Below are 18,878 nucleotides of genomic sequence, written 5' to 3'. Positions count from 1 at the left end.
TTTTAAGACTAGAATACTCTCAAAATTAACCTCATTAACAATTATTCAATTCATTAATAAGTTTACTTTTGATAGAAATATTAACAACTTAAAAATTAGTATTATTTAAATGCACAACGGGTTAATAATTATATATGATAACTTTTAAAATGGTAATTAATATTCTATTTTTTCAAATCAATTTTAGAATTACTTTTTTCTAAAAGCTCTATGTAATCTCCTATTTTAAAAAATTTACTACTAAAACGAGAAGTTCTATGTTTTCCTTCACTTTGTCTTACAATAGATCTTGCATAGCGCCTTATTTCGTCTTTACAAGTTAAAATAATCCCAGGAATTGGTACGCTTTTTCCACTATCGTCTTTAGCAACCATTGTAAAATAAGAAGAGTTACAATGTTTAGTTTCTCCTGTTCTAATATTTTCAGATTCTACTCGAAGACCAACTATCATAGAAGTTCTTCCTGTATAATTAATAGAAGCTTTTAGAGTTAACAATTCACCAACATTAATTGGATTTAAAAAGTCTACCTTATTTACTGAAGCTGTAACACAATAATTTTTTGAATGTTTTGAAGCGCAAGCAAATGCAATTTGATCCATTAAATTTAGAATGTGTCCACCATGAATTTTTCCGCTAAAATTAGAGTGAGATGGCAACATTAATTCAGTAATTGTTAATTGAGATTCTTTAATATGTATAAACTTTCTATCCATATTTCAAAAATACAATTATAATTTACATCGTAGTTTATTCTGATGTTTTTTCTGAAATCCAACTCAAATTCAACTCTAATTATTCCCTTTTAAAGGTATTATTTCCCTCTAATGAGCTTTTTGTTTTATAAAATGAACCTTATCGTTTTATTTACATTGTGTCAAAAAATTAATTTTTATTATTCGTAATTCAATTATAATATATAAAATGATTATTTAAAATAAATTCAGTAATTTTAATAAATATTTTGCGACATAAATAATTACTATTAACCTATTAAACCAACTCAAAAATGAAAAAAAACTACTTTTTTAAATTCTTATTATTTATGATTCCTGTTGCTGCTTTAACACTATTATCTTTTTCTAATGGAAATGGAAGTGCTTTATCTGGTTCACCAGGAGATGGAGGAAACAATTGTACACAATGTCATTCTGGAACAGCTAATAATAACAACATTTCTATTACAACTAATATACCTTCAACTGGTTACGCATTTAACACAGAATATGATATTTCAATTACAAATTCCGGAGGCGGTTCAAGAAATGGTTTTCAAGTAACTGCAGAAAGTGATGCAAATAATGCTAGAATAGGAACTTTTAGTTCTTCTAGTTCAGATACAAAAACAGCAGCGAGTAATACTAGAATAATACATACTAATAGTGGAAACTCTCAAAATACATGGTCATTTAAATGGACTTCACCTTCATCAGAGCAAGGAAAAATTACTTTTTATGGATCATCTGTTTCTGGAAATGGTAATGGAGACACTTCTGGAGATCAAGTTTTCTTAGGGAAATCTAGTTCAACATCATCTTTAGGTATTTCTGAAGCGAAACGTTTAGATTTTGATATGTATCCAAACCCTGCAACAGAGCGTTTAACAATACAGTTGCCTTCTAATACTGATAAAGCAGAAGTTAAGTTTTATAATTATATTGGTAAACTAGCATTGTCTAAAACAATTTCTTTAGATGATAATAAAATTAATGTAAAAGATTTAAGTGCTGGAGTATATATTTTAAAAGTGTTAACAGAAGATAAAATAGGAACTCAAAAATTTATAAAAGAATAATTTTTTTCTTTTAAAATAAATGAAAACCGATTGTATTTAATACAATCGGTTTTTTTTATGATCATTTTAAACTAAATTTGCAATTCAATAAAAAAGAAAAAATGAATTACATTTTATTTGATGGCGATGTTAGAAATTCGTTATTACCTTTTACTTATACAAGACCAGTTGCAGATATTAGAATTGGTATTTTAACCATTAGAGAAAAGTGGGAAAAACATCTAGGTTTAACCACAACTACAGTTACTGAAGAATATTTAGAAGATAAATATCCGATGGTAGAATTGGAAGAAAATATTTTGATAAATGCTTCTTTTTGTCCAACAGAAATTTTGATTGAAAAAGTAAAAAAATTATCAAAAAACGAAGCTATTTTTAAAGGTGAAGATGTAATTGCATTTTATACATCAGATAGCCAAGAAGAAGTAAATTTTAATGCATATAAACAAATTGAATTTGAAGAAGACTTAATTCAAGTTAAAAATACTTGGGATATTTTTTCATTAAATTATGAAGCTATACAACAAGATTTCGATTTAATCACAGAAGGTAGAACTTCTGAAGCAATACCAGAAGGAACAAGATATATAAACAAAGAAAATATTTTTATAGAAGAAGGTGTAGAAATTACTTTCGCAACCTTAAATGCTTCTGAAGGACCAATTTATATTGGTAAAGATGCAGTAATTTTAGAAAATTCTGCAATAAAAGGACCTTTTGCAATGTGTGAACATGCGGTTGTGAAAATGGGAGCAAAAATTTATAGTGGAACAACATTAGGCCCATATTGTAAAGTAGGAGGAGAAATAAATAATTCAGTTTTATTTGGTTATTCTAGTAAAGGGCATGATGGTTATTTAGGTAATTCTGTATTGGGAGAATGGTGTAATTTAGGTGCAGATACTAACAATTCTAACCTTAAAAATAATTATGCAGAAGTAAAACTATGGGATTATGATACTGAACGTTTTGCAAAAACTGGATTGCAGTTTTGTGGTTTAATGATGGGAGATCATTCTAAATGTGGCATAAACACAATGTTTAATACAGGAACTGTAGTTGGTGTAAGTGCTAACATTTTTGGTAGCGGTTTTCCAAGAAACTTTATTCCTTCTTTTAGTTGGGGTGGTGCATCTGGATTTACAGAATACAAAACAAACAAGGTTTTTGAAGTTGCAGAAGTAGTTATGAAACGTAAAAAAAATACTTTTGAAGAAAAGGATCAAAAAATATTAGAACACGTTTTTGAAAACACAAAACAGTATCGAAATTATTAATAATAATTGTTAATGTTATAAAGAGTAAAACTTAAAAAGCCATAAAATGAAATTTCATTTTATGGCTTTTTAAATTAATTTAATTGAGGGATATGTGTTTTGTTTTACTAATTTTTCTCTATAATACTACCAGAACCTACAGATTTACTATCTATATGTTTAGGATTTCCTTTATAATAAACACTACCAGAACCAACTAATTTTGCGTTTATTTTATTTTTTACCGTTGCTCTAACATTACCAGAACCGGCAACGTTTGCAGATAATTCATTAGTAGTTAAATCATAAGCTTTTATGCTTCCAGAACCAGCAATAGAACATGTTAATTCATTTGTGTTGCCTTCTAACTCTATGTTTCCAGAACCGCCAATAGAAGCTTTTAATGAATCTGCGGCTACTTTTAGTTGAATGTTTCCAGAACCACCAATACTTATCTTTAAGTCTTCACTTTTTATAATTGCTTTACTAGAAATATTACCAGAACCACCCAAAGTTACACTTTCAATATCTATAAAAGTAACTGTAATAGTCATTCTTTTTGTTGTTCTAATATTTGTGTTCTTTTTGTACTTAATTTTTAAAGTATTTCCAGAAACCTCAGTTTCAATATAAGGGATGACATTTTCTTCTCCTTCTATTTTAATGTTTCCTTCTTTTCCTTTTACAAGAATAACATCAAAAGAACCACTAGCAGTAACTCCATCATAATCAGATGTAGTTCTGTTAACCGTTACTACATTTCCATTACCTTTTACTTTTTTATTATTTCCCCACCAACTTTGTGCGTTAATTGCAAAAGTTAATGTTAAAATTAAACTAGTTAAAATAATTTTTTTATTCATAATAAATAATATTTGGTTGTTTTTTAGTTGTTTTCTGTGATGCTTACACCACCATATTCCGATTTAATTTTTAGTCTAGAATTCGTTTTTCCTTTTCCGTATTTTCCTTCGTAGTATTTTTTTGATGATTTAGAAATACTTTTAAAGAACTCCATATTATCATCATCTTTTTTAAAACCTGCATATTGTAAATCGATTACAAAATCAAAGATTGTTCCAGATTCTACACCAATTCTAATACCTGCATATTGTCCACTAATAACTACACTTTCAAAACCTTTGGCTAAATTCTTTACGTTTACAGAACCATATTCTGTATCTATATTTAAATTTTTTCTAATGGTTCCAAAACGCATGCTTGCATAATCAGAGTTTACACTAACATCATTAGCATCATTTACAGAAACTGAACCATAATCTATGTTAAGGTCTACAATACTAGCTTTATCTAATTTTATAGTTGAATAATCTGCATTCACTCTTAAATTCTCTGAATTATCGATATTTAATTTTGAGTAATCAATATTTACATCGCCACTTTTCATATAATTGATGGTAGAAGTAGAGCAGTAGTCTAAATTAATATCATTGTTGTTTGCTAATAATTCTCCAATTTCAATTTTACCATAATCACAATTAATATCAGCTTTACCAGACAATGTATTTAGGTAAATATTACCATAATCATTATCTAAATCAACAGAGTTTGTTTTTGGCATTTTTACAACATAATTAATTTTATAATTAATGTTTTTACTTTTTTTCCACCAAGACCAATTGCTTTTTTTATCACCTAAAATAGTTTTTGCTTCTACCAAAGATTTTCTTGCGTTAAAATCAATATGAATACTAGATAATTTGTCTTCTACAGCATCTAAATCATTTCCTTTTACAGTGATGGTGACTTCAATTTCAACTCGATTTTTATCCCAAGTAGTAATTTTTAAATTACCATATCTATTATCTAGAGAAACTCTTGCATCTGAATTTACAGAGAATTCTTTTTTTATGACTTTGCTTTTTTCATGTTTCTTCTTATCGTTGTTAGCAAATGCTATTAAAGGAAATAAGAGAAGTATAAGAGTAATTTTATATATAGATTTCATTTTTTATAATATTAGGATTTTTTATTTGTTCTATTTGTTTTAATGTATTTTCTAGAATGTCTAAACGTCTTTGATAATTCTTTATCATTGCACTTATAATTCTTTTCTGATGACCATTTTTTGTTAAATCTTTTACGAAAATTTTATAATTATCTTCTAATTCTTCCAATTCATCTAAAGCATTTTCTATAATGGTTTCGGTATCTAAACTTCTATTTTTTTCAAGAGTTTTTAATTCTTGATTGATGGTTGATACAAAGTAACTTTGTACTTCTTCCATTTTAGGAGAAACATCTGCCAAGTCTAACTGACTTTTTTGATGACTGCTACCTAACCAAAAACCTAATACTAAAACTACTGATGCTGCAGCAGACATCCATTTCCAAGATGTTCTTTTTGCTTTTTTAGGCGTGTTTAACTTTCGTTCGAAACGGTCTAAATGGCCAGCATGTGGTTCTTTTAAATCGAAATCATTTTCAGAAAAGAAATGTTGTAATTTATCTTCCATAAATTTGTGTTTGTATATTTTCTGCAAGAATTACTTGCTTTAATTTCTTTTTTGCTCTAGAAACTGTAGTTCTTACATTTTCATTTGTATAGTTTAAAATTTGAGCTATTTCTTCATAATCATACCCTTCAATTAAATTTAAGGTTAAAACCAATCTGTAATTTTCTTTTAAACTTTGTAAGCAACTTAAAACGTTACTTGCTTTTAGACCTGTATAATCAATACCTTCATGTTCTTCTTCATCATTCGGAATTACTTCCATTTTTACTTCATTGTATCTAGAATTCTTTTTCAGTTGTGTTAAACTTTTATTAATAACAATTCTCTTTAACCACGCACCAAATGTAACTTCACCTTTATAAGTATCCATTTTGGTGAATACAGTTAAAAATGCTTCTTGCATTATATCTTCAGCTTCAAATTCGTCTTTTAAAATGCGGTAAGAAACATTAAACATGGCTTTGTAATACCCATTGTAAATTTCTAATTGCGCGTTTTTGTCCGACTTTTTGCAGTGTTTTATAAGGTTGGTTATATGTGGTTGATTGGTTTCCAATAAAACAGTTCTATTCTAGAGACAAATTAGTTTTTAACTTGTGACACTTTTCTAGAAATAAAAGTAAACTTTTTATTTTAGGTTGCGTTTAAAGGTGTTTGTAATCTTTTTTGAAATACGATAATTATAATTCAGGTTCAGAAACTTTAGTTTGCAATGCTGTAAAATCATATAAGGAATGATCTAATAAATGCGAAGGAGAAACATTTTGCAAAGCATTCATCATTACAGAAGTTTGGTTCGGACTTTCCTTTTCCCAATTAGCAATCATTTCTTTTACTTTTTTACGCTGTAAGTTCTCTTGAGAACCACATAGATTACAAGGAATTATAGAGAAATTTAATGCATTAGAATAGGTTTCAATATCACTTTCTTTACAAAAAGACAAAGGCCTTAAAACAATTAAATCTTCGGCATCATTCATAAATTTTGGTGGCATGGTTTCTAATTTTCCTGCAAAGAAAAAATTGAGTAAAAAAGTTTCTATAATATCATTTCTATGATGCCCAAGTGCTAATTTATTACAGCCTAAATCTCTAGCTGCTTCATACAAAGTACCACGTCTTAAGCGAGAGCAAAGACTACAAGTAGTTTTACCTTCTGGCGTTTTATCCATGACTACTTTGTAGGTGTTTTTCTCAATAATTTTATAATCTACACCTAAATTAGATAAATATTTAGGCAATATTTCTTCTGGAAAACCCGGTTGTTTTTGATCTAAATTTACAGCAACAATATCAAAAGAAATAGGTGCCACTTTTTGAAAGTGCAACATCATATTTAATAACGTGTAACTATCTTTTCCGCCAGAAAGGCAAACCATCATTTTATCTCCATCTTCAATCATAGAAAATTGTTGAATGGCTTCTGCAACCGAACGTTGCAACTTTTTTGTGATTTGTTTTATGTTTTCCATAATTGCAAAAATAATAGTTAGAAGTTGAATATTATTCCTTTGGCACAACAATTGTCTTTAATCAATAGATAATCATTAAAACTATTTTTAGTTATTTGATAATCAGAATTTTAAAAATAATTAATTGATGTCAATTTTGTAGTTCCTACAAATCGGTGTCAGTATGACAGATATATAGCACATGAGCAAACCAAAAATAATGCATTTAGACAATTTGTCGCTTCACAGCATGTTGAATGAAGATTCGGAATTAATTCCGTTAATGACGCCAGAAGACGAAGAAATCATTAATAAAGAAAATGTACCAGAAATTTTACCAATTTTACCGTTAAGAAATACCGTTTTATTTCCAGGTGTTGTAATTCCTATTACTGCTGGTAGAGATGCGTCTATTCAGTTAATAAAAGATGCAAACAAAGGCGATAAAGTAATTGGTGTTGTTGCACAAAAAAATGAAGAAGTAGAAGAACCTGGCTTAAAGGATATTCATACAACTGGTGTTGTTGCACAGATTTTACGTGTTTTAAAAATGCCCGATGGTAACACAACCGTAATCATTCAAGGAAAAAAACGTTTTGAAATTGATGCAATTATTCAAGACAAACCATATTTAAAAGCAACGGTAAAAGAAGCAATTGAAGATAGAGAAGTAGAAGACGAAAAGGAGTTTGAAGCAATTATAGAATCTATAAAAGAGCAAGCTTTAGAAGTAATTAAGGAAAACCCAATGTTACCTTCAGAAGCATCTTTTGCTATTAAAAACATAAAATCAGACTCGTTTTTGGTGAATTTTATTTCATCGAATATGGATTTATCTGTAGCGAAAAAACAAGTGATTTTAGAAAAAGACAATCTAAAAGAACGTGCTTTATTAGCATTAAAAAACCTAAATAAAGAGCTTCAGAAATTAAAGTTGCGTAATGATATTCAGTCTAAAACGCGAGAAGATTTAGACCAACAACAAAGAGAATATTATTTAAATCAGCAATTAAAAACCATTCAAGATGAATTAGGTGGTGTTTCTAATGACGAAGAGTTAGAAGAAATGCGCAAGCAAGCCAAAACAAAAAAGTGGAACAAAGAAGTGGCAAAAACTTTTGAGAAAGAGTTAAGTCGTTTAAAAAGAATGAATCCGCAAGCTGCAGAATATGGTGTGCAGAGAAGTTATTTAGAACTGTTGTTAGAATTGCCTTGGGGAATTTACTCTGAAGACAAATTCGATTTAAAACATGCAACAAAGGTTTTAGATAGAGATCATTTTGGTTTAGAAAAAGTAAAAGAAAGAATCATAGAGCATTTAGCCGTTTTAAAGTTAAGAGGAGATATGAAATCGCCAATTATCTGTTTATACGGACCTCCAGGAGTTGGTAAAACATCTTTAGGAAAGTCGGTTGCAGAAGCATTAGGACGTAAATACGTGCGTATGTCTTTAGGTGGTTTAAGAGATGAAGCAGAAATTCGCGGACACAGAAAAACATACATTGGTGCAATGCCAGGACGTTTAATTCAGAACTTAAAAAAATCTGGAACATCAAACCCTGTTTTTGTATTAGATGAAATTGATAAATTAGGTCAAAGTCATCAAGGAGATCCTTCTTCTGCCATGTTAGAAGTATTAGATCCTGAACAAAATGAAGCTTTTTACGACAACTATTTAGAAATTGGGTACGATTTATCTAAAATCCTTTTTATAGCAACAGCCAACAATCTAGGTCAGATTCCTTGGGCATTGCGGGATAGAATGGAAATAATAAATGTTACCGGTTATACTATTGAAGAAAAAGTAGAAATTGCCAAAAGACATTTATTACCAAAACAATTAAAAGAACATGGTTTAACGGTTAAAGAGTTAAAACTAGGTAAAAAACAAATAGAACAAATTGTAGAAGGGTATACTAGAGAATCTGGTGTACGTGGTTTAGAAAAGAAAATTGCCAAAGTGGTACGTTTTGCAGCAAAATCGATTGCTTTAGAAGAGGAATATGATGTTGCAATTTCTTCAGAAAAAGTAGAAGATATTTTAGGAACGCCAAGAAACAGAGATAAATTCGAAAATAACGATGTTGCTGGTGTAGTTACAGGATTGGCTTGGACACAAGTTGGTGGCGATATTCTTTTTATAGAATCTATTTTATCTAAAGGAAAAGGAACGCTTTCTATTACAGGTAATTTAGGTACCGTAATGAAAGAATCTGCAACTATTGCATTGCAATACATTAAATCGAATGCAGAAGAATTTGGTATTAAACCAGAAACTTTAGAAAAATACAATGTACACATTCATGTACCAGAAGGCGCAACACCAAAAGATGGCCCAAGTGCAGGTATTACCATGTTAACCTCTTTGGTTTCTTCTTATACACAGCGTAAAATTAAAAATAAATTAGCCATGACTGGCGAAATTACTTTACGTGGTAAAGTATTGCCTGTTGGCGGAATTAAAGAAAAAATATTAGCCGCTAAAAGAGCAAATATTAAAGAAATAATTTTGTGTAAAGAAAATGAAAAAGACATTTTAGAAATTAAAGAAAGCTACCTAAAAGGCTTAACTTTCCATTATGTTACAGAAATGAAACAAGTAATAGACATTGCACTTACAAAGCAAAAAGTAAAGAATGCTAAAAAACTAACATAAATTTAAAAAGCCTTTAGATTGCTGAAAAATATTCAGTAACTAAAGGCTTTTTTATGTCTTTTTTTGTAGCCATTTCCTGCTTTTCGCACTCGCTTTTTTATTCTGAAAAAGAATAAAAAGAGCTCAAATAAATGCTACAAATACAAAGTACTCAACGACTCAATTAAAATATTAAAGCGGAGTAAATTAGGGCTAGATTTGTTTGTTAGCTTTTATTGGAAGTAATAGGCTATTTAATTTATATTAAAAAACGTCTTATAAAAATTGAATAAAAGCAGTTTTTATAAGACGTTTTTTTATTTTTCGCTAACGTCTATCTAAAAGGTTGTTGACGAATTAAAATTCTATAAAATTTCAGTTTAGTAACAAACTTTATAATAAAGAGCTAACCTTAAAGCTAATTTTTTTTAGCCATAACTATAAAAAATGTTGTGATTTTTTTACTCTTTATTTAATATTAAATTTTGTTCATTTTTTTTAATTTTAATAAATCTATTATTAATTTCGATTATTTCATATTTTATTATTTCATTTTTTAATGCTTTAGTATGTCCAAAACCAACAACGTCAGACTTGCTCATAAACACTTCTATATCATAATTTGCTTCAAAACCTATATAAATAATATGTTTAGCTAAATATTTTCCATCAATATGAATTTCAATTTTCTCTTTTCTCTTTTCTTTTATAAATTTAAAAAAAGCATTACCATTTTTATCAGATTCGGTTGATTTATACTCAGGAAAAGACCAGATTTGAACATTAAATAAAGGCTTAATATTATTAGAACTATGAATGTTTAATCTAATTTGAATTGAATCTTTTGAATTATAGTATTTTTTAGATTTATGAAAACTGTCTTCTTTTAACTTGGTTAAGTTATAATTTAAAAATAAAGTATCATTTTTAATAGTGTAATGCCCTTTTCCAAATTCAATAAGACCTAAATTGCCATAACTTTCAGAAGAAAAACCACCATTCTCATTAAAACTATATTTTTTACTGAAATCATTTAATTCATATTTAACTTTATAAACTCCTTTTAGCTTTTTTTGTGAAAAACAAAAAGGAATTGAAGATATAAATCCAATTAAAAATAATAAAACTTTAACACTTTTCCCCTTTGGCATCATTATTTCCATTTTGTTCATTTATTAAAATATTCCTTATATTATCTCTATCTGATTGATTAGGTATTAATGCTATAAATGAATCTGTTTCAACTATATTTCCGCTAGAATCTTCGTAAAAAAAACTTAAATAGTCTTCATTTTTTGTTTTATGAATTACAGTGTGAAAATCGTATTCCTTTTTTAAAATTAATCCATTTCTATCTGCTAATTTTTTAGAATTTGCAAATTGATTTTTGAAATAAGACTTTATAGATTCAAATTGTTTTTCAGTTATGTCCTTTTTGTAATATTGAACATTTTTTTCATCAGAGAATAAAGTTCTAATTAATCTGCTTTTTCCTGAATTATTAACACCAGCAAATACATTAATTCTATTTAAAGTTAAAAAATAATTTGGTGAATTTTTTATTTCAAATTGTTTTATTGAATTTTCATTAAAGTAGATGTGTGATGTCATTTTTTTCTTTGCTAATATACAAGAAATAAGATTTTTAGTTGTATAAAGTTATTGACTTGTTATGAACAGAAAAAAAATAATTAATTATTACTCCAAAACCAAAGAAACCCATTTTTCAGGCTTTTCTAACATAGGGAAATGGCCACAATTTTTTAACTAAAGCAAGTTTTTATTTGGTATTTCTTTGGCAAGTATGTTAGTAAATCAAATAATAGAAATTATAGTTAAATTTCTAATTGCTACTAATTATACAAAGGAGCGCTTAAATTTAAAGAGCATAAAGAAGTCTCTGATTCCGATACAGAAATCGATTCTAATTTTGAGGATTAGTTTCCTTGTTATTTCGACCTTGTAGAGAAATCTCTTTTTTAAGAAGTGGTTTCCTGCTTTTCATTAGATCTTTTTTTACTGTCATTTCTAAAGATTTTTTACTTCGACAACTTTAGATATTACTGCTAGATACTTTTTTGTAAAAGGTTAAAACACCTTTAAATTTAGGGTGTTTTGAGTAGGTCTATTAGCTTAATTTAATTTTAGTTTTGGGTATTATTAATTAAAAAATATAATTATGAAAATTAAAATTGAAAATGTGAACATCAAAAAAGTAATATTTTTAGATGAAAATTATGGAAAAGTTAGAAAATCAAGTCCCCATCCTGATTGGTTGTTTCCAGGAATATTGCATAACTTATTATTGCAACAAATTTATAGAGAGTTACCATCTTTAAATATTAAAAAGGAAAAAGCACAAAGTGTAATAAAAAAAATTGTTATAGAACTAAATGAAAGATTAGAATTAGGATTTGATAATGATAAAATATTTGAATTAAATGTCTTACCTCCAAATGGAGATTATGATATGTATGAATACTTTAAAAGGATATTAAAAAATGGCGGAACAGGACCTTTTAACCCAAGTCCAGAATCTAATATTATTGAAGGTTGTATAAACGTTTTAGAAATTTTTGAAAAAAACAAAGAAAATATGAGTAAGTCAGTTATTGAACTTAAAACATTTTATACAAAAAACATTCATAATATTTCTGATAAAGAAAAATTTACTAGTATTTTATCTATTGCTTATCACAGTGCTAAACTATACTCTAAAAAAGATAATATTATTAAACTTTTAAATATATCAAATGATAAAGAAGAAATAGAAAAGATTAGTTCAATAAATTGGTGGAAAGTAGCTGGATGTGATGCCGTTGGTGGGTTTTTTGGACTAGTTCCTGGAGCAGCAGTAGCAAGTTCTTGTTCGTATATTATGCAACTTTAATTATAGTTAAATTCAAGTAAATAATATTAATTTATTGTCTTATATAAATAGCTATACTTTAAAATTTACAGTTGTGAAATTAATTTAAAATTTCATATAAATTGTGAATTGAATGCTAAATATTTACAAACACTTTATTGTATCACTCCAAAACCAATTCACTCCATTCATCAGGTTTTTCTAACATTGGGAAATGCCCACAATTGTCAATCCAACATAATTTATTGTTTGCTATTTCTGTAGTTAATAATGCTGCAATTGCAGCAACAGCAACTGGGTCGTTTTTTGCCCAAATAATCTTTGTAGGAATTTGTGTTTCTTTTAAAGCGCCAATCCATCTGTGCCAAAAGAAATAACGCTCGTTTATATAATTAGACAATAAGTGAATTACTTTACGTCCGTTATTGTGTTCTAACTGAAACCACATTTCTTTCAATTCGTTTTCTGTGGCTTTTGTTTTATCAAAATAAACATTGCGTAAATTCTTTTTAAAGATTGGGTAATTGGTCAGTTTTGCAACCCATTTTCCAGTCAATTTACTTTTTAATAATTTCTGTATGGTTCTTAATTTAGACAATTCTATGTGCATAGAACCGTTGCAAAGAATGAGTTTGTGTATCTGTAAACCTATTTGTTGTTTGTTATGTCTTGCTAGAATTTCTGTGGCAACGCTTGTTCCGTAATCGTGTGCTAATAAGGTAACTTTTGTCAATCCTAATTGTTTCCAAAGTTGGAGTGCAACCTCTGCTTGTTCTATTAAAGAATAAGAATAGTCTAAAGGTTTATCAGAAAAACCAAAACCTAAATGATCATGAATAATGACTCGATATTTTTTAGAAAGTTGGGGTAAAACCTTGTAATAATCGTAAGAAGAAGTTGGGTAACCGTGCAGAATTACTAATGTTTCTTGAGATTGCTTCATTTCATTCGCAATGACATTAGAGTCAATCACAAAAAGTTTTCTTCCAAAAACGGAAATATATTCACCTTTTTGTTTCCAATCGTTAGATGTCATATTCTTTATAAATTTTCTGAACTAAATGTAGTGAATTTTACGTAATTTTGAAATACACTAATTTGTACGGTTGTCAGTTCGAGTGATTCCGATTTTTTTTATCGGAATTGTATCGAGAACTTTTTAGAGGAAGACTCCTCGATACAACTTTACTCATTTTCAATCGTAAAATCACTCGAAGTGACAATGCACTTTATAGACGTCATATTACCAATACCAATTCAGAGAACATTTACGTATGCTGTAACTGAAGACGAAGCTAATTTCTTACAAAAAGGAATGCGTGTTGCGGTTTCTTTCGGTAAATCGAAAATGTATTCGGCATTGGTTTTTAATATTCATCAAACAAAGCCAACGTTGTATGAAGCCAAAGACATTCATCAAATATTAGATGAAACTCCTTTGGTAAATGAATTGCAATTAAAACATTGGCAATGGATTGCTAGTTATTATATGTGTTCTTTAGGTGATGTGTATAGAGCGGCTTTGCCGTCTGCATTTTTGTTAGAAAGTGAAACCATTATCAATAAAAATGATGCTTTTACTGATGAAACTCTTTTAGCAGATGATGAATTTTTAATTTTTGAAGCATTGCAACATCAATCGCAGCTTACAATTCATCAAGTTGCAGATATTTTAGGGAAGAAAAAGGTAATGCCAATTGTAAATGAGTTGATTAAAAAATCTGCCATTACAATTAAAGAAGAAATTTACGAACAGTACAAACCAAAATTGGTGAAATATGTTCGTTTGCATACAGATTATACTTCGGATGCATCTTTAGAAAAATTATTGTCAGCACTGTCTAAAGCAAAAAAACAACGCGATGCTGTTTTAACCTTCTTTCAATTATCATCAACCAAAAAACCAATAAAAGCAAAAGATTTAGAAGAGAAAGCAAATGTTTCTGCTACCATTTTAAAATCTTTGGTAACTAAAAATATCTTTGAGTTTTATCACATTCAAACGGATAGAATTCAATATAAAGGCGACACCAACGATTTAAAAGTGCTGAATGAATTTCAAGAAAAAGCACTTTCTGAAATTAAAGAAACTTTTATAGAAAAAGACGTAACGCTTTTACATGGAATTACAAGTTCTGGTAAAACAGAAGTCTATACAAAGTTAATGCAAGAAGTTTTAGACCAAGGAAAACAAGTTTTATTCTTGTTGCCAGAAATTGCATTAACGACACAAATAATTACACGTTTACAGTTTTATTTTGGTGAACAAATTTCTGTTTTTCATTCTAAATACTCTATGAATGAAAGGGTAGAAGTATGGAATAATGTTTTGGAGAACAAACCAAAGGCGAGAATAATTTTAGGCGCAAGATCTTCTATTTTCTTGCCATTTTCTAATTTAGGTTTAATTGTTGTTGATGAAGAACATGAAACTTCTTATAAACAATTTGAGCCTTCGCCAAGATACAATGCAAGAGATGCGGCTATTGTTTTATCGAAAATGCACAATGCTAAAATCTTATTAGGTTCTGCAACGCCATCTTTAGAAAGCTATTTTAATGCACAACAAAAAAAATATGGTTTTGTTGAATTGAATAGACGACATGGAAATGTGCAATTACCAAAAATAGAATTGATTGATGTTAAAGTAAAGCAGAAGAAAAAGGAAATGACAGGCCATTTCTCTGATCGGCTTTTAAAATTAATTCAAGAAGCTTTAGATTTAAAAGAACAAGTTATTTTGTTTCAAAATAGACGTGGTTATTCGCCAGTTGTAGAATGTAAAACATGCGGTGTTTCGCCAGAATGCCCAAATTGTGATGTTACACTTACGTTTCATAAATTTAGACATGAATTGCGTTGCCATTATTGCAATTACCAACGTTCCATGCCAAATAGTTGTGGCGCTTGTGGAAGTAATACGCTAGATAACAAAGGTTTTGGAACCGAGCAAATTGAGTTGGAATTAATAGAACTCTTCCCAGATTTTAAAATCGGAAGAATGGATTTAGACACTACACGTGGAAAATACGGATATCAGAAAATAATTGGCGCTTTCGAAGCCAAAGAAATAGATGTTTTAGTAGGAACGCAAATGTTGTCTAAAGGATTGGATTTTGAGAATGTTTCTTTAGTTGGTGTTTTAAGTGCAGATTCTATGCTTAATTTTCCAGATTTTAGAGCGCATGAACGTGCGTATGATATGATGGTACAAGTTTCTGGTAGAGCAGGAAGAAGTAAAAAACAAGGAAATGTAGCCATTCAAACCTACAACCCGTATCATCAAATATTACAACAAGTTTCAACAACAAATTATGCAGAAATGTATAAGGAGCAAATGCAAGAACGCTGGCAATATAAATATCCGCCGTATTATAGAGTCATAAAAATTACATTAAAACATAAGGATTATAACAAGGTTGATAGTGGTGTAAATTGGTTATTTAAAGCGTTATATACTTCTTTTGGAGAACATGTTTTAGGTCCAACAGCGCCAGCAGTTTCTAGAATAAGAAATCAATATATTAAGAATATTGTGATTAAAATTCCGCCAAAACAATCTTTAGCGAATACAAAGAATCAAATTACTAAAATTAGAAATACGTTTGAAGCGGTAAAAGATTTTAGACCGATTCGTTTTATTATTGATGTGGATGCTTATTAATTAGTTGGCAGTTGGCAGTCGGCAGTATTAAGTAAATCAGTTTACAGTCAGAATATCTGTTCTAGCCTTTTGTTTGCGCTAAAGTTAGGCTCCGTCGAGAACTAATTAAATATTATATTTAACAAAATAAAATTCATTTATGAAATTCAAAAAAGAATACGATTTAATCTGTGTTGGTGGTGGAATTATGAGCGCAACATTAGCGCTAATTACAAAACTGTTAAAACCTGAAATGAATATTTTAATTTTAGAACGATTAGATAAAGTTGCACAAGAAAGCTCTGCTGCTTGGAATAATGCAGGAACTGGGCATTCTGCCTTGTGTGAATTGAATTATTGTCCTGAAGAAAACGGAAAAGTTTCCATAAAAAAAGCAATTAACATTTGTACACAATATGAAACTTCTAAACAGTTCTGGTCTTATTTAACCAATGAAGGATTGTTAGAAAATCCTGAAGAATTTATTGCTTCTGTAAAACATCATAGTTGGGTTTTAGGAAAAGAAAATGCAGCTTATTTAGAAAAACGTTTTAAAGAATTTAAAGAACATTTTATGTTCGATTCTATTGAGTTTACAAGAGAATCTAGTAAAATGAAAGAATGGTTTCCTTTAATCACAAAAGATAGAACGGAAGACGAAATAATGGCAGCTTCTAGAATTGATAGAGGTACAGAAATGAATTATGGTTCCTTAACAGAAAAGTTATTTGCTATTTTAGAAAAAAAGTTTGATACGCCAGTTCATTGTAATATGGAAGTTTTAGACATTGATCCGGACACTGATTTAGATTGGACGGTTGAAGTAAGAAACCTTAAAACTGATGAACAATATAATTTAGAAGCAGAACATGTTTTTATTGGTGCTGGAGGAGGAAGTTTATTGTTATTGCAAAAAGTAGAAATCGACGAAAAAGAAGGTTATGGTGGTTTTCCTGTAAGTGGAGAATGGTTGGTTTGTAAAAACGAAGAAATTATTAAACAACACAATGCAAAAGTATATAGTAAAGCTGGTCTTAGAGATCCACCAATGTCTACACCACATTTAGACACACGTTATATTGATGGAAAACGTCAATTAATGTTTGGACCTTTTGCAGGTTTTAGTCCGAAATTTTTAAAAGAAGGTTCTAATTTAGATTTATTTAAATCGATTCAGTTTGATAACATTCCTTCTATGTTTGGTGCTTTTTGGCATAATTTGCCATTAACAAAATACTTAATTGAGCAAGTTCTAATGAGTAAAGAAGACAGAATGGATTCTTTGCGTAAGTTCATGAAAAATGCAAATAGCGATGATTGGGAAGTAGTAAAAGCGGGTCAACGTGTTCAAATTATTAAAAAAGATGAATTTGAAGGTGGAAAATTACAATTTGGTACAGAAGTAATTGCTAGTAAAGACGGAAGTATAACCTGTCTTTTAGGCGCTTCTCCTGGAGCTTCTACAGCAACTTCTATAATGTTAGAAGTAATTGAGAAAGCGTTTCCAGAAATAATGAATTCTAAAGAAGGAAAAGAAAAACTGAAACAAATTGTTCCGTTTTATAAAACTGAAGTAACTAAAGAGTTGTTTGAGGTGGAGTTGGAGAAGAGTCGAATTTCTTTAGGATTGTAGAAAAAGCCCATCTTAATCTTCCTGAAGGGAAGAAACACTCATGTTTAAACCTATTCTAAAGTTGGTGTAAATAAAATGAGTATCTTTAAATTTATAAATTATTGTTATGCTTACAAAGACAAAATTAAAAGAACATATAGAGAAGTTTCCAGAGGAATTTTCAATAGATGATTTGGTGGAAAGACTTATTTTAATAGAAAAAATTGAAAAAGGAAATCTACAATCTTTAAATGGTGAAGTGGTTTCTGAACAAGAGTTGGATAAAGAAGTAGAAAAATGGTTCAAATAAATTGGACTTATTTATCTAAAAATGATTTGAAAGATATTGCGGAATACATTTCTAAAGACTCTAAAGTATATGCTAAACTTCAAATTACAAGAATTAGAAAAAGAGCACAAATTTTAAAGACTCAATTGTATTCTGGTAAAATAGTTGATGAATTTCAAAGTGAAAATTTTAGAGAACTCATTGAAGGAAACTATAGAATTATTTACAAAATAGTTTCTAATACTAAAATTGACATCATTACAATCCATCATTCTTCTAGAAATTTATCTAAAAGGAAATTTTAATTATTTTTATAAAACTAAAGTTAATACAGAACTGTTTGAAATAGGATTAGAGAAGAGTAGAGTAGAGTAGAGTTTCTTTGGCTTTATAAGCCGGTTTCTTTATATAAACTATCTTTTTTAATTTGAGATTTAATTACTTTTTGCATTTCATTTCTAAATACATTAGAAACTGTAATTTCATTAATTGACATTTTAATTATGGAATCTTTTTTCAATTGATACAGAATTAAATTCCCATTGTATCTCTTTAAAATACCATAAGTATGCATATTAAATAAGATAATTTTAAATCCATCAATTACCTTTATCACATAGTCATCACTAAACCATCTTTTTGAATGCTTTTTATTTAAATTATAATTTTTATTTTTAATAAAATGTGTTTTATTAGTTGAATAAACTGTATCAATAAATAGTTGTTTAACCCGTTGTGCATTTAAATAATACTAATTTTTAAGTTGTTAATATTTCTATCAAAAGTAAACTTATTAATGAATTGAATAATTGTTAATGAGGTTAATTTTGAGAGTATTCTAGTCTTAAAAC

The 18,878-nt window shown here is 28.7% G+C and carries 18 protein-coding genes and 2 pseudogenes; 9 read left to right on the top strand and 11 right to left on the bottom strand.

Going from position 1 to position 18,878, the window contains the following annotated elements:
• Positions 1–109: pseudogene (locus V3V28_RS12590) on the top strand (IS982 family transposase); the annotation flags it as partial.
• A 55-nt stretch (positions 110–164) separates the two neighbouring features.
• Here V3V28_RS12590 and V3V28_RS12585 read toward each other — a convergent pair.
• Complete coding sequence (locus tag V3V28_RS12585; RefSeq protein ID WP_331365365.1) at positions 165–716, bottom strand: acyl-CoA thioesterase; 552 nt, start codon at positions 714–716, stop codon at positions 165–167.
• A gap of 293 nt (positions 717–1,009) precedes the next feature.
• On the opposite strand from V3V28_RS12585, the gene V3V28_RS12580 reads away from it, so the two are divergent.
• Together V3V28_RS12580 and V3V28_RS12575 are read left to right on the top strand one after the other, a co-directional pair.
• Positions 1,010–1,795, top strand: coding sequence for a choice-of-anchor V domain-containing protein (locus tag V3V28_RS12580; RefSeq protein ID WP_331365364.1), 786 nt, complete (start codon positions 1,010–1,012; stop codon positions 1,793–1,795).
• Between the two features lie 101 nt (positions 1,796–1,896).
• A complete protein-coding gene (locus V3V28_RS12575) occupies positions 1,897–3,072 on the top strand; it encodes a GlmU family protein (protein WP_331365363.1) in 1,176 nt (391 codons plus the stop codon).
• Between the two features lie 107 nt (positions 3,073–3,179).
• Here V3V28_RS12575 and V3V28_RS12570 read toward each other — a convergent pair whose 3' ends face one another.
• The 5 genes from V3V28_RS12570 to ttcA all read right to left on the bottom strand — a co-directional run bounded on the left by V3V28_RS12570 (position 3,180) and on the right by ttcA (position 7,000).
• Positions 3,180–3,914, bottom strand: a complete 735-nt coding sequence (locus V3V28_RS12570) for a head GIN domain-containing protein (protein WP_331365362.1) — start codon at positions 3,912–3,914, stop codon at positions 3,180–3,182.
• Positions 3,915–3,937: 23 nt separating this feature from the next.
• Positions 3,938–5,020: a hypothetical protein gene (locus V3V28_RS12565; RefSeq protein WP_331365361.1), complete on the bottom strand. Its 1,083-nt coding sequence runs from the start codon at positions 5,018–5,020 to the stop codon at positions 3,938–3,940.
• A complete protein-coding gene (locus tag V3V28_RS12560; RefSeq protein WP_331365360.1) occupies positions 5,004–5,528 on the bottom strand; it encodes a hypothetical protein in 525 nt (174 codons plus the stop codon). The genes V3V28_RS12565 and V3V28_RS12560 overlap by 17 nt, the downstream gene beginning before the upstream one ends.
• A complete protein-coding gene (locus tag V3V28_RS12555; RefSeq protein WP_331365359.1) occupies positions 5,518–6,084 on the bottom strand; it encodes an RNA polymerase sigma factor in 567 nt (188 codons plus the stop codon). Before V3V28_RS12555 ends, V3V28_RS12560 begins: the two co-directional genes overlap by 11 nt.
• Positions 6,085–6,208: 124 nt before the next feature.
• Positions 6,209–7,000, bottom strand: coding sequence for a tRNA 2-thiocytidine(32) synthetase TtcA (gene ttcA / locus V3V28_RS12550; RefSeq protein WP_331365358.1), 792 nt, complete (start codon positions 6,998–7,000; stop codon positions 6,209–6,211).
• 181 nt (positions 7,001–7,181) lie between these two features.
• Here ttcA and lon point away from each other — a divergent pair, with 181 nt between their 5' ends.
• Positions 7,182–9,635, top strand: a complete 2,454-nt coding sequence (lon, locus tag V3V28_RS12545) for an endopeptidase La (RefSeq protein WP_331365357.1) — start codon at positions 7,182–7,184, stop codon at positions 9,633–9,635.
• Between the two features lie 440 nt (positions 9,636–10,075).
• On the opposite strand, the gene V3V28_RS12540 is transcribed toward lon, so the two are convergent.
• Together V3V28_RS12540 and V3V28_RS12535 are read right to left on the bottom strand one after the other, a co-directional pair.
• Complete coding sequence (locus V3V28_RS12540) at positions 10,076–10,768, bottom strand: hypothetical protein (protein ID WP_331365356.1); 693 nt, start codon at positions 10,766–10,768, stop codon at positions 10,076–10,078.
• Entirely contained in the window at positions 10,743–11,225 is a 483-nt protein-coding gene (locus V3V28_RS12535) for a hypothetical protein (protein WP_331365355.1), read from the bottom strand. Before V3V28_RS12535 ends, V3V28_RS12540 begins: the two co-directional genes overlap by 26 nt.
• A gap of 568 nt (positions 11,226–11,793) precedes the next feature.
• On the opposite strand from V3V28_RS12535, the gene V3V28_RS12530 reads away from it, so the two are divergent.
• Positions 11,794–12,504: a hypothetical protein gene (locus tag V3V28_RS12530; RefSeq protein WP_331365354.1), complete on the top strand. Its 711-nt coding sequence runs from the start codon at positions 11,794–11,796 to the stop codon at positions 12,502–12,504.
• A gap of 142 nt (positions 12,505–12,646) precedes the next feature.
• Here V3V28_RS12530 and V3V28_RS12525 read toward each other — a convergent pair whose 3' ends face one another.
• A complete protein-coding gene (locus tag V3V28_RS12525; protein WP_331365353.1) occupies positions 12,647–13,519 on the bottom strand; it encodes an alpha/beta fold hydrolase in 873 nt (290 codons plus the stop codon).
• A 186-nt stretch (positions 13,520–13,705) separates the two neighbouring features.
• Here V3V28_RS12525 and priA point away from each other — a divergent pair, with 186 nt between their 5' ends.
• The 4 genes from priA to V3V28_RS12505 all read left to right on the top strand — a co-directional run bounded on the left by priA (position 13,706) and on the right by V3V28_RS12505 (position 18,332).
• On the top strand, positions 13,706–16,147 hold the full coding sequence (gene priA, locus V3V28_RS12520; RefSeq protein WP_331365352.1) for a replication restart helicase PriA: 2,442 nt from the start codon (positions 13,706–13,708) through the stop codon (positions 16,145–16,147).
• Positions 16,148–16,286: 139 nt separating this feature from the next.
• The gene (gene mqo, locus V3V28_RS12515; protein WP_331365351.1) at positions 16,287–17,759 is read left to right on the top strand and encodes a malate dehydrogenase (quinone); all 1,473 of its coding nucleotides are present in this window, start codon (positions 16,287–16,289) and stop codon (positions 17,757–17,759) included.
• Positions 17,760–17,865: 106 nt separating this feature from the next.
• Positions 17,866–18,048, top strand: a complete 183-nt coding sequence (locus V3V28_RS12510) for a hypothetical protein (RefSeq protein ID WP_331365350.1) — start codon at positions 17,866–17,868, stop codon at positions 18,046–18,048.
• Positions 18,036–18,332 carry a type II toxin-antitoxin system RelE/ParE family toxin gene (locus V3V28_RS12505; RefSeq protein ID WP_331365349.1) on the top strand — a complete coding sequence of 99 codons (297 nt, stop codon included), beginning with the start codon at positions 18,036–18,038 and terminating at the stop codon, positions 18,330–18,332. Before V3V28_RS12510 ends, V3V28_RS12505 begins: the two co-directional genes overlap by 13 nt.
• Before the next feature lie 83 nt (positions 18,333–18,415).
• Here the strand turns inward: V3V28_RS12505 and V3V28_RS12500 are convergent, their stop codons facing one another.
• Complete coding sequence (locus tag V3V28_RS12500) at positions 18,416–18,643, bottom strand: hypothetical protein (RefSeq protein WP_331365348.1); 228 nt, start codon at positions 18,641–18,643, stop codon at positions 18,416–18,418.
• Between the two features lie 125 nt (positions 18,644–18,768).
• Positions 18,769–18,878 (bottom strand): annotated as a pseudogene (locus tag V3V28_RS12495) (IS982 family transposase); the annotation flags it as partial.

Source organism: Polaribacter sp. (assembly GCF_036480315.1).
In the GTDB taxonomy this organism is placed as follows: Bacteria; Bacteroidota; Bacteroidia; order Flavobacteriales; family Flavobacteriaceae; genus Polaribacter.
The sequence above is the reverse complement of the archived record's forward strand: the minus strand, read 5'-3'. Positions and strand labels throughout refer to the sequence as shown.

What these genes read in the sequence shown, in the direction of transcription:
- priA (WP_331365352.1), top strand. Translation starts at nt 13,706, where the DNA reads ATGCACTTTATAGACGTCATATTACCAATACCAATTCAGAGAACATTT.
- lon (WP_331365357.1), top strand. Translation starts at nt 7,182, where the DNA reads ATGAGCAAACCAAAAATAATGCATTTAGACAATTTGTCGCTTCACAGC.
- V3V28_RS12565 (WP_331365361.1), bottom strand. Translation starts at nt 5,020, where the DNA reads ATGAAATCTATATATAAAATTACTCTTATACTTCTCTTATTTCCTTTA.
- V3V28_RS12535 (WP_331365355.1), bottom strand. Translation starts at nt 11,225, where the DNA reads ATGACATCACACATCTACTTTAATGAAAATTCAATAAAACAATTTGAA.
- V3V28_RS12580 (WP_331365364.1), top strand. Translation starts at nt 1,010, where the DNA reads ATGAAAAAAAACTACTTTTTTAAATTCTTATTATTTATGATTCCTGTT.
- V3V28_RS12570 (WP_331365362.1), bottom strand. Translation starts at nt 3,914, where the DNA reads ATGAATAAAAAAATTATTTTAACTAGTTTAATTTTAACATTAACTTTT.
- mqo (WP_331365351.1), top strand. Translation starts at nt 16,287, where the DNA reads ATGAAATTCAAAAAAGAATACGATTTAATCTGTGTTGGTGGTGGAATT.
- V3V28_RS12560 (WP_331365360.1), bottom strand. Translation starts at nt 5,528, where the DNA reads ATGGAAGATAAATTACAACATTTCTTTTCTGAAAATGATTTCGATTTA.
- ttcA (WP_331365358.1), bottom strand. Translation starts at nt 7,000, where the DNA reads ATGGAAAACATAAAACAAATCACAAAAAAGTTGCAACGTTCGGTTGCA.
- V3V28_RS12575 (WP_331365363.1), top strand. Translation starts at nt 1,897, where the DNA reads ATGAATTACATTTTATTTGATGGCGATGTTAGAAATTCGTTATTACCT.
- V3V28_RS12585 (WP_331365365.1), bottom strand. Translation starts at nt 716, where the DNA reads ATGGATAGAAAGTTTATACATATTAAAGAATCTCAATTAACAATTACT.
- V3V28_RS12525 (WP_331365353.1), bottom strand. Translation starts at nt 13,519, where the DNA reads ATGACATCTAACGATTGGAAACAAAAAGGTGAATATATTTCCGTTTTT.
- V3V28_RS12505 (WP_331365349.1), top strand. Translation starts at nt 18,036, where the DNA reads ATGGTTCAAATAAATTGGACTTATTTATCTAAAAATGATTTGAAAGAT.
- V3V28_RS12510 (WP_331365350.1), top strand. Translation starts at nt 17,866, where the DNA reads ATGCTTACAAAGACAAAATTAAAAGAACATATAGAGAAGTTTCCAGAG.
- V3V28_RS12540 (WP_331365356.1), bottom strand. Translation starts at nt 10,768, where the DNA reads ATGATGCCAAAGGGGAAAAGTGTTAAAGTTTTATTATTTTTAATTGGA.
- V3V28_RS12530 (WP_331365354.1), top strand. Translation starts at nt 11,794, where the DNA reads ATGAAAATTAAAATTGAAAATGTGAACATCAAAAAAGTAATATTTTTA.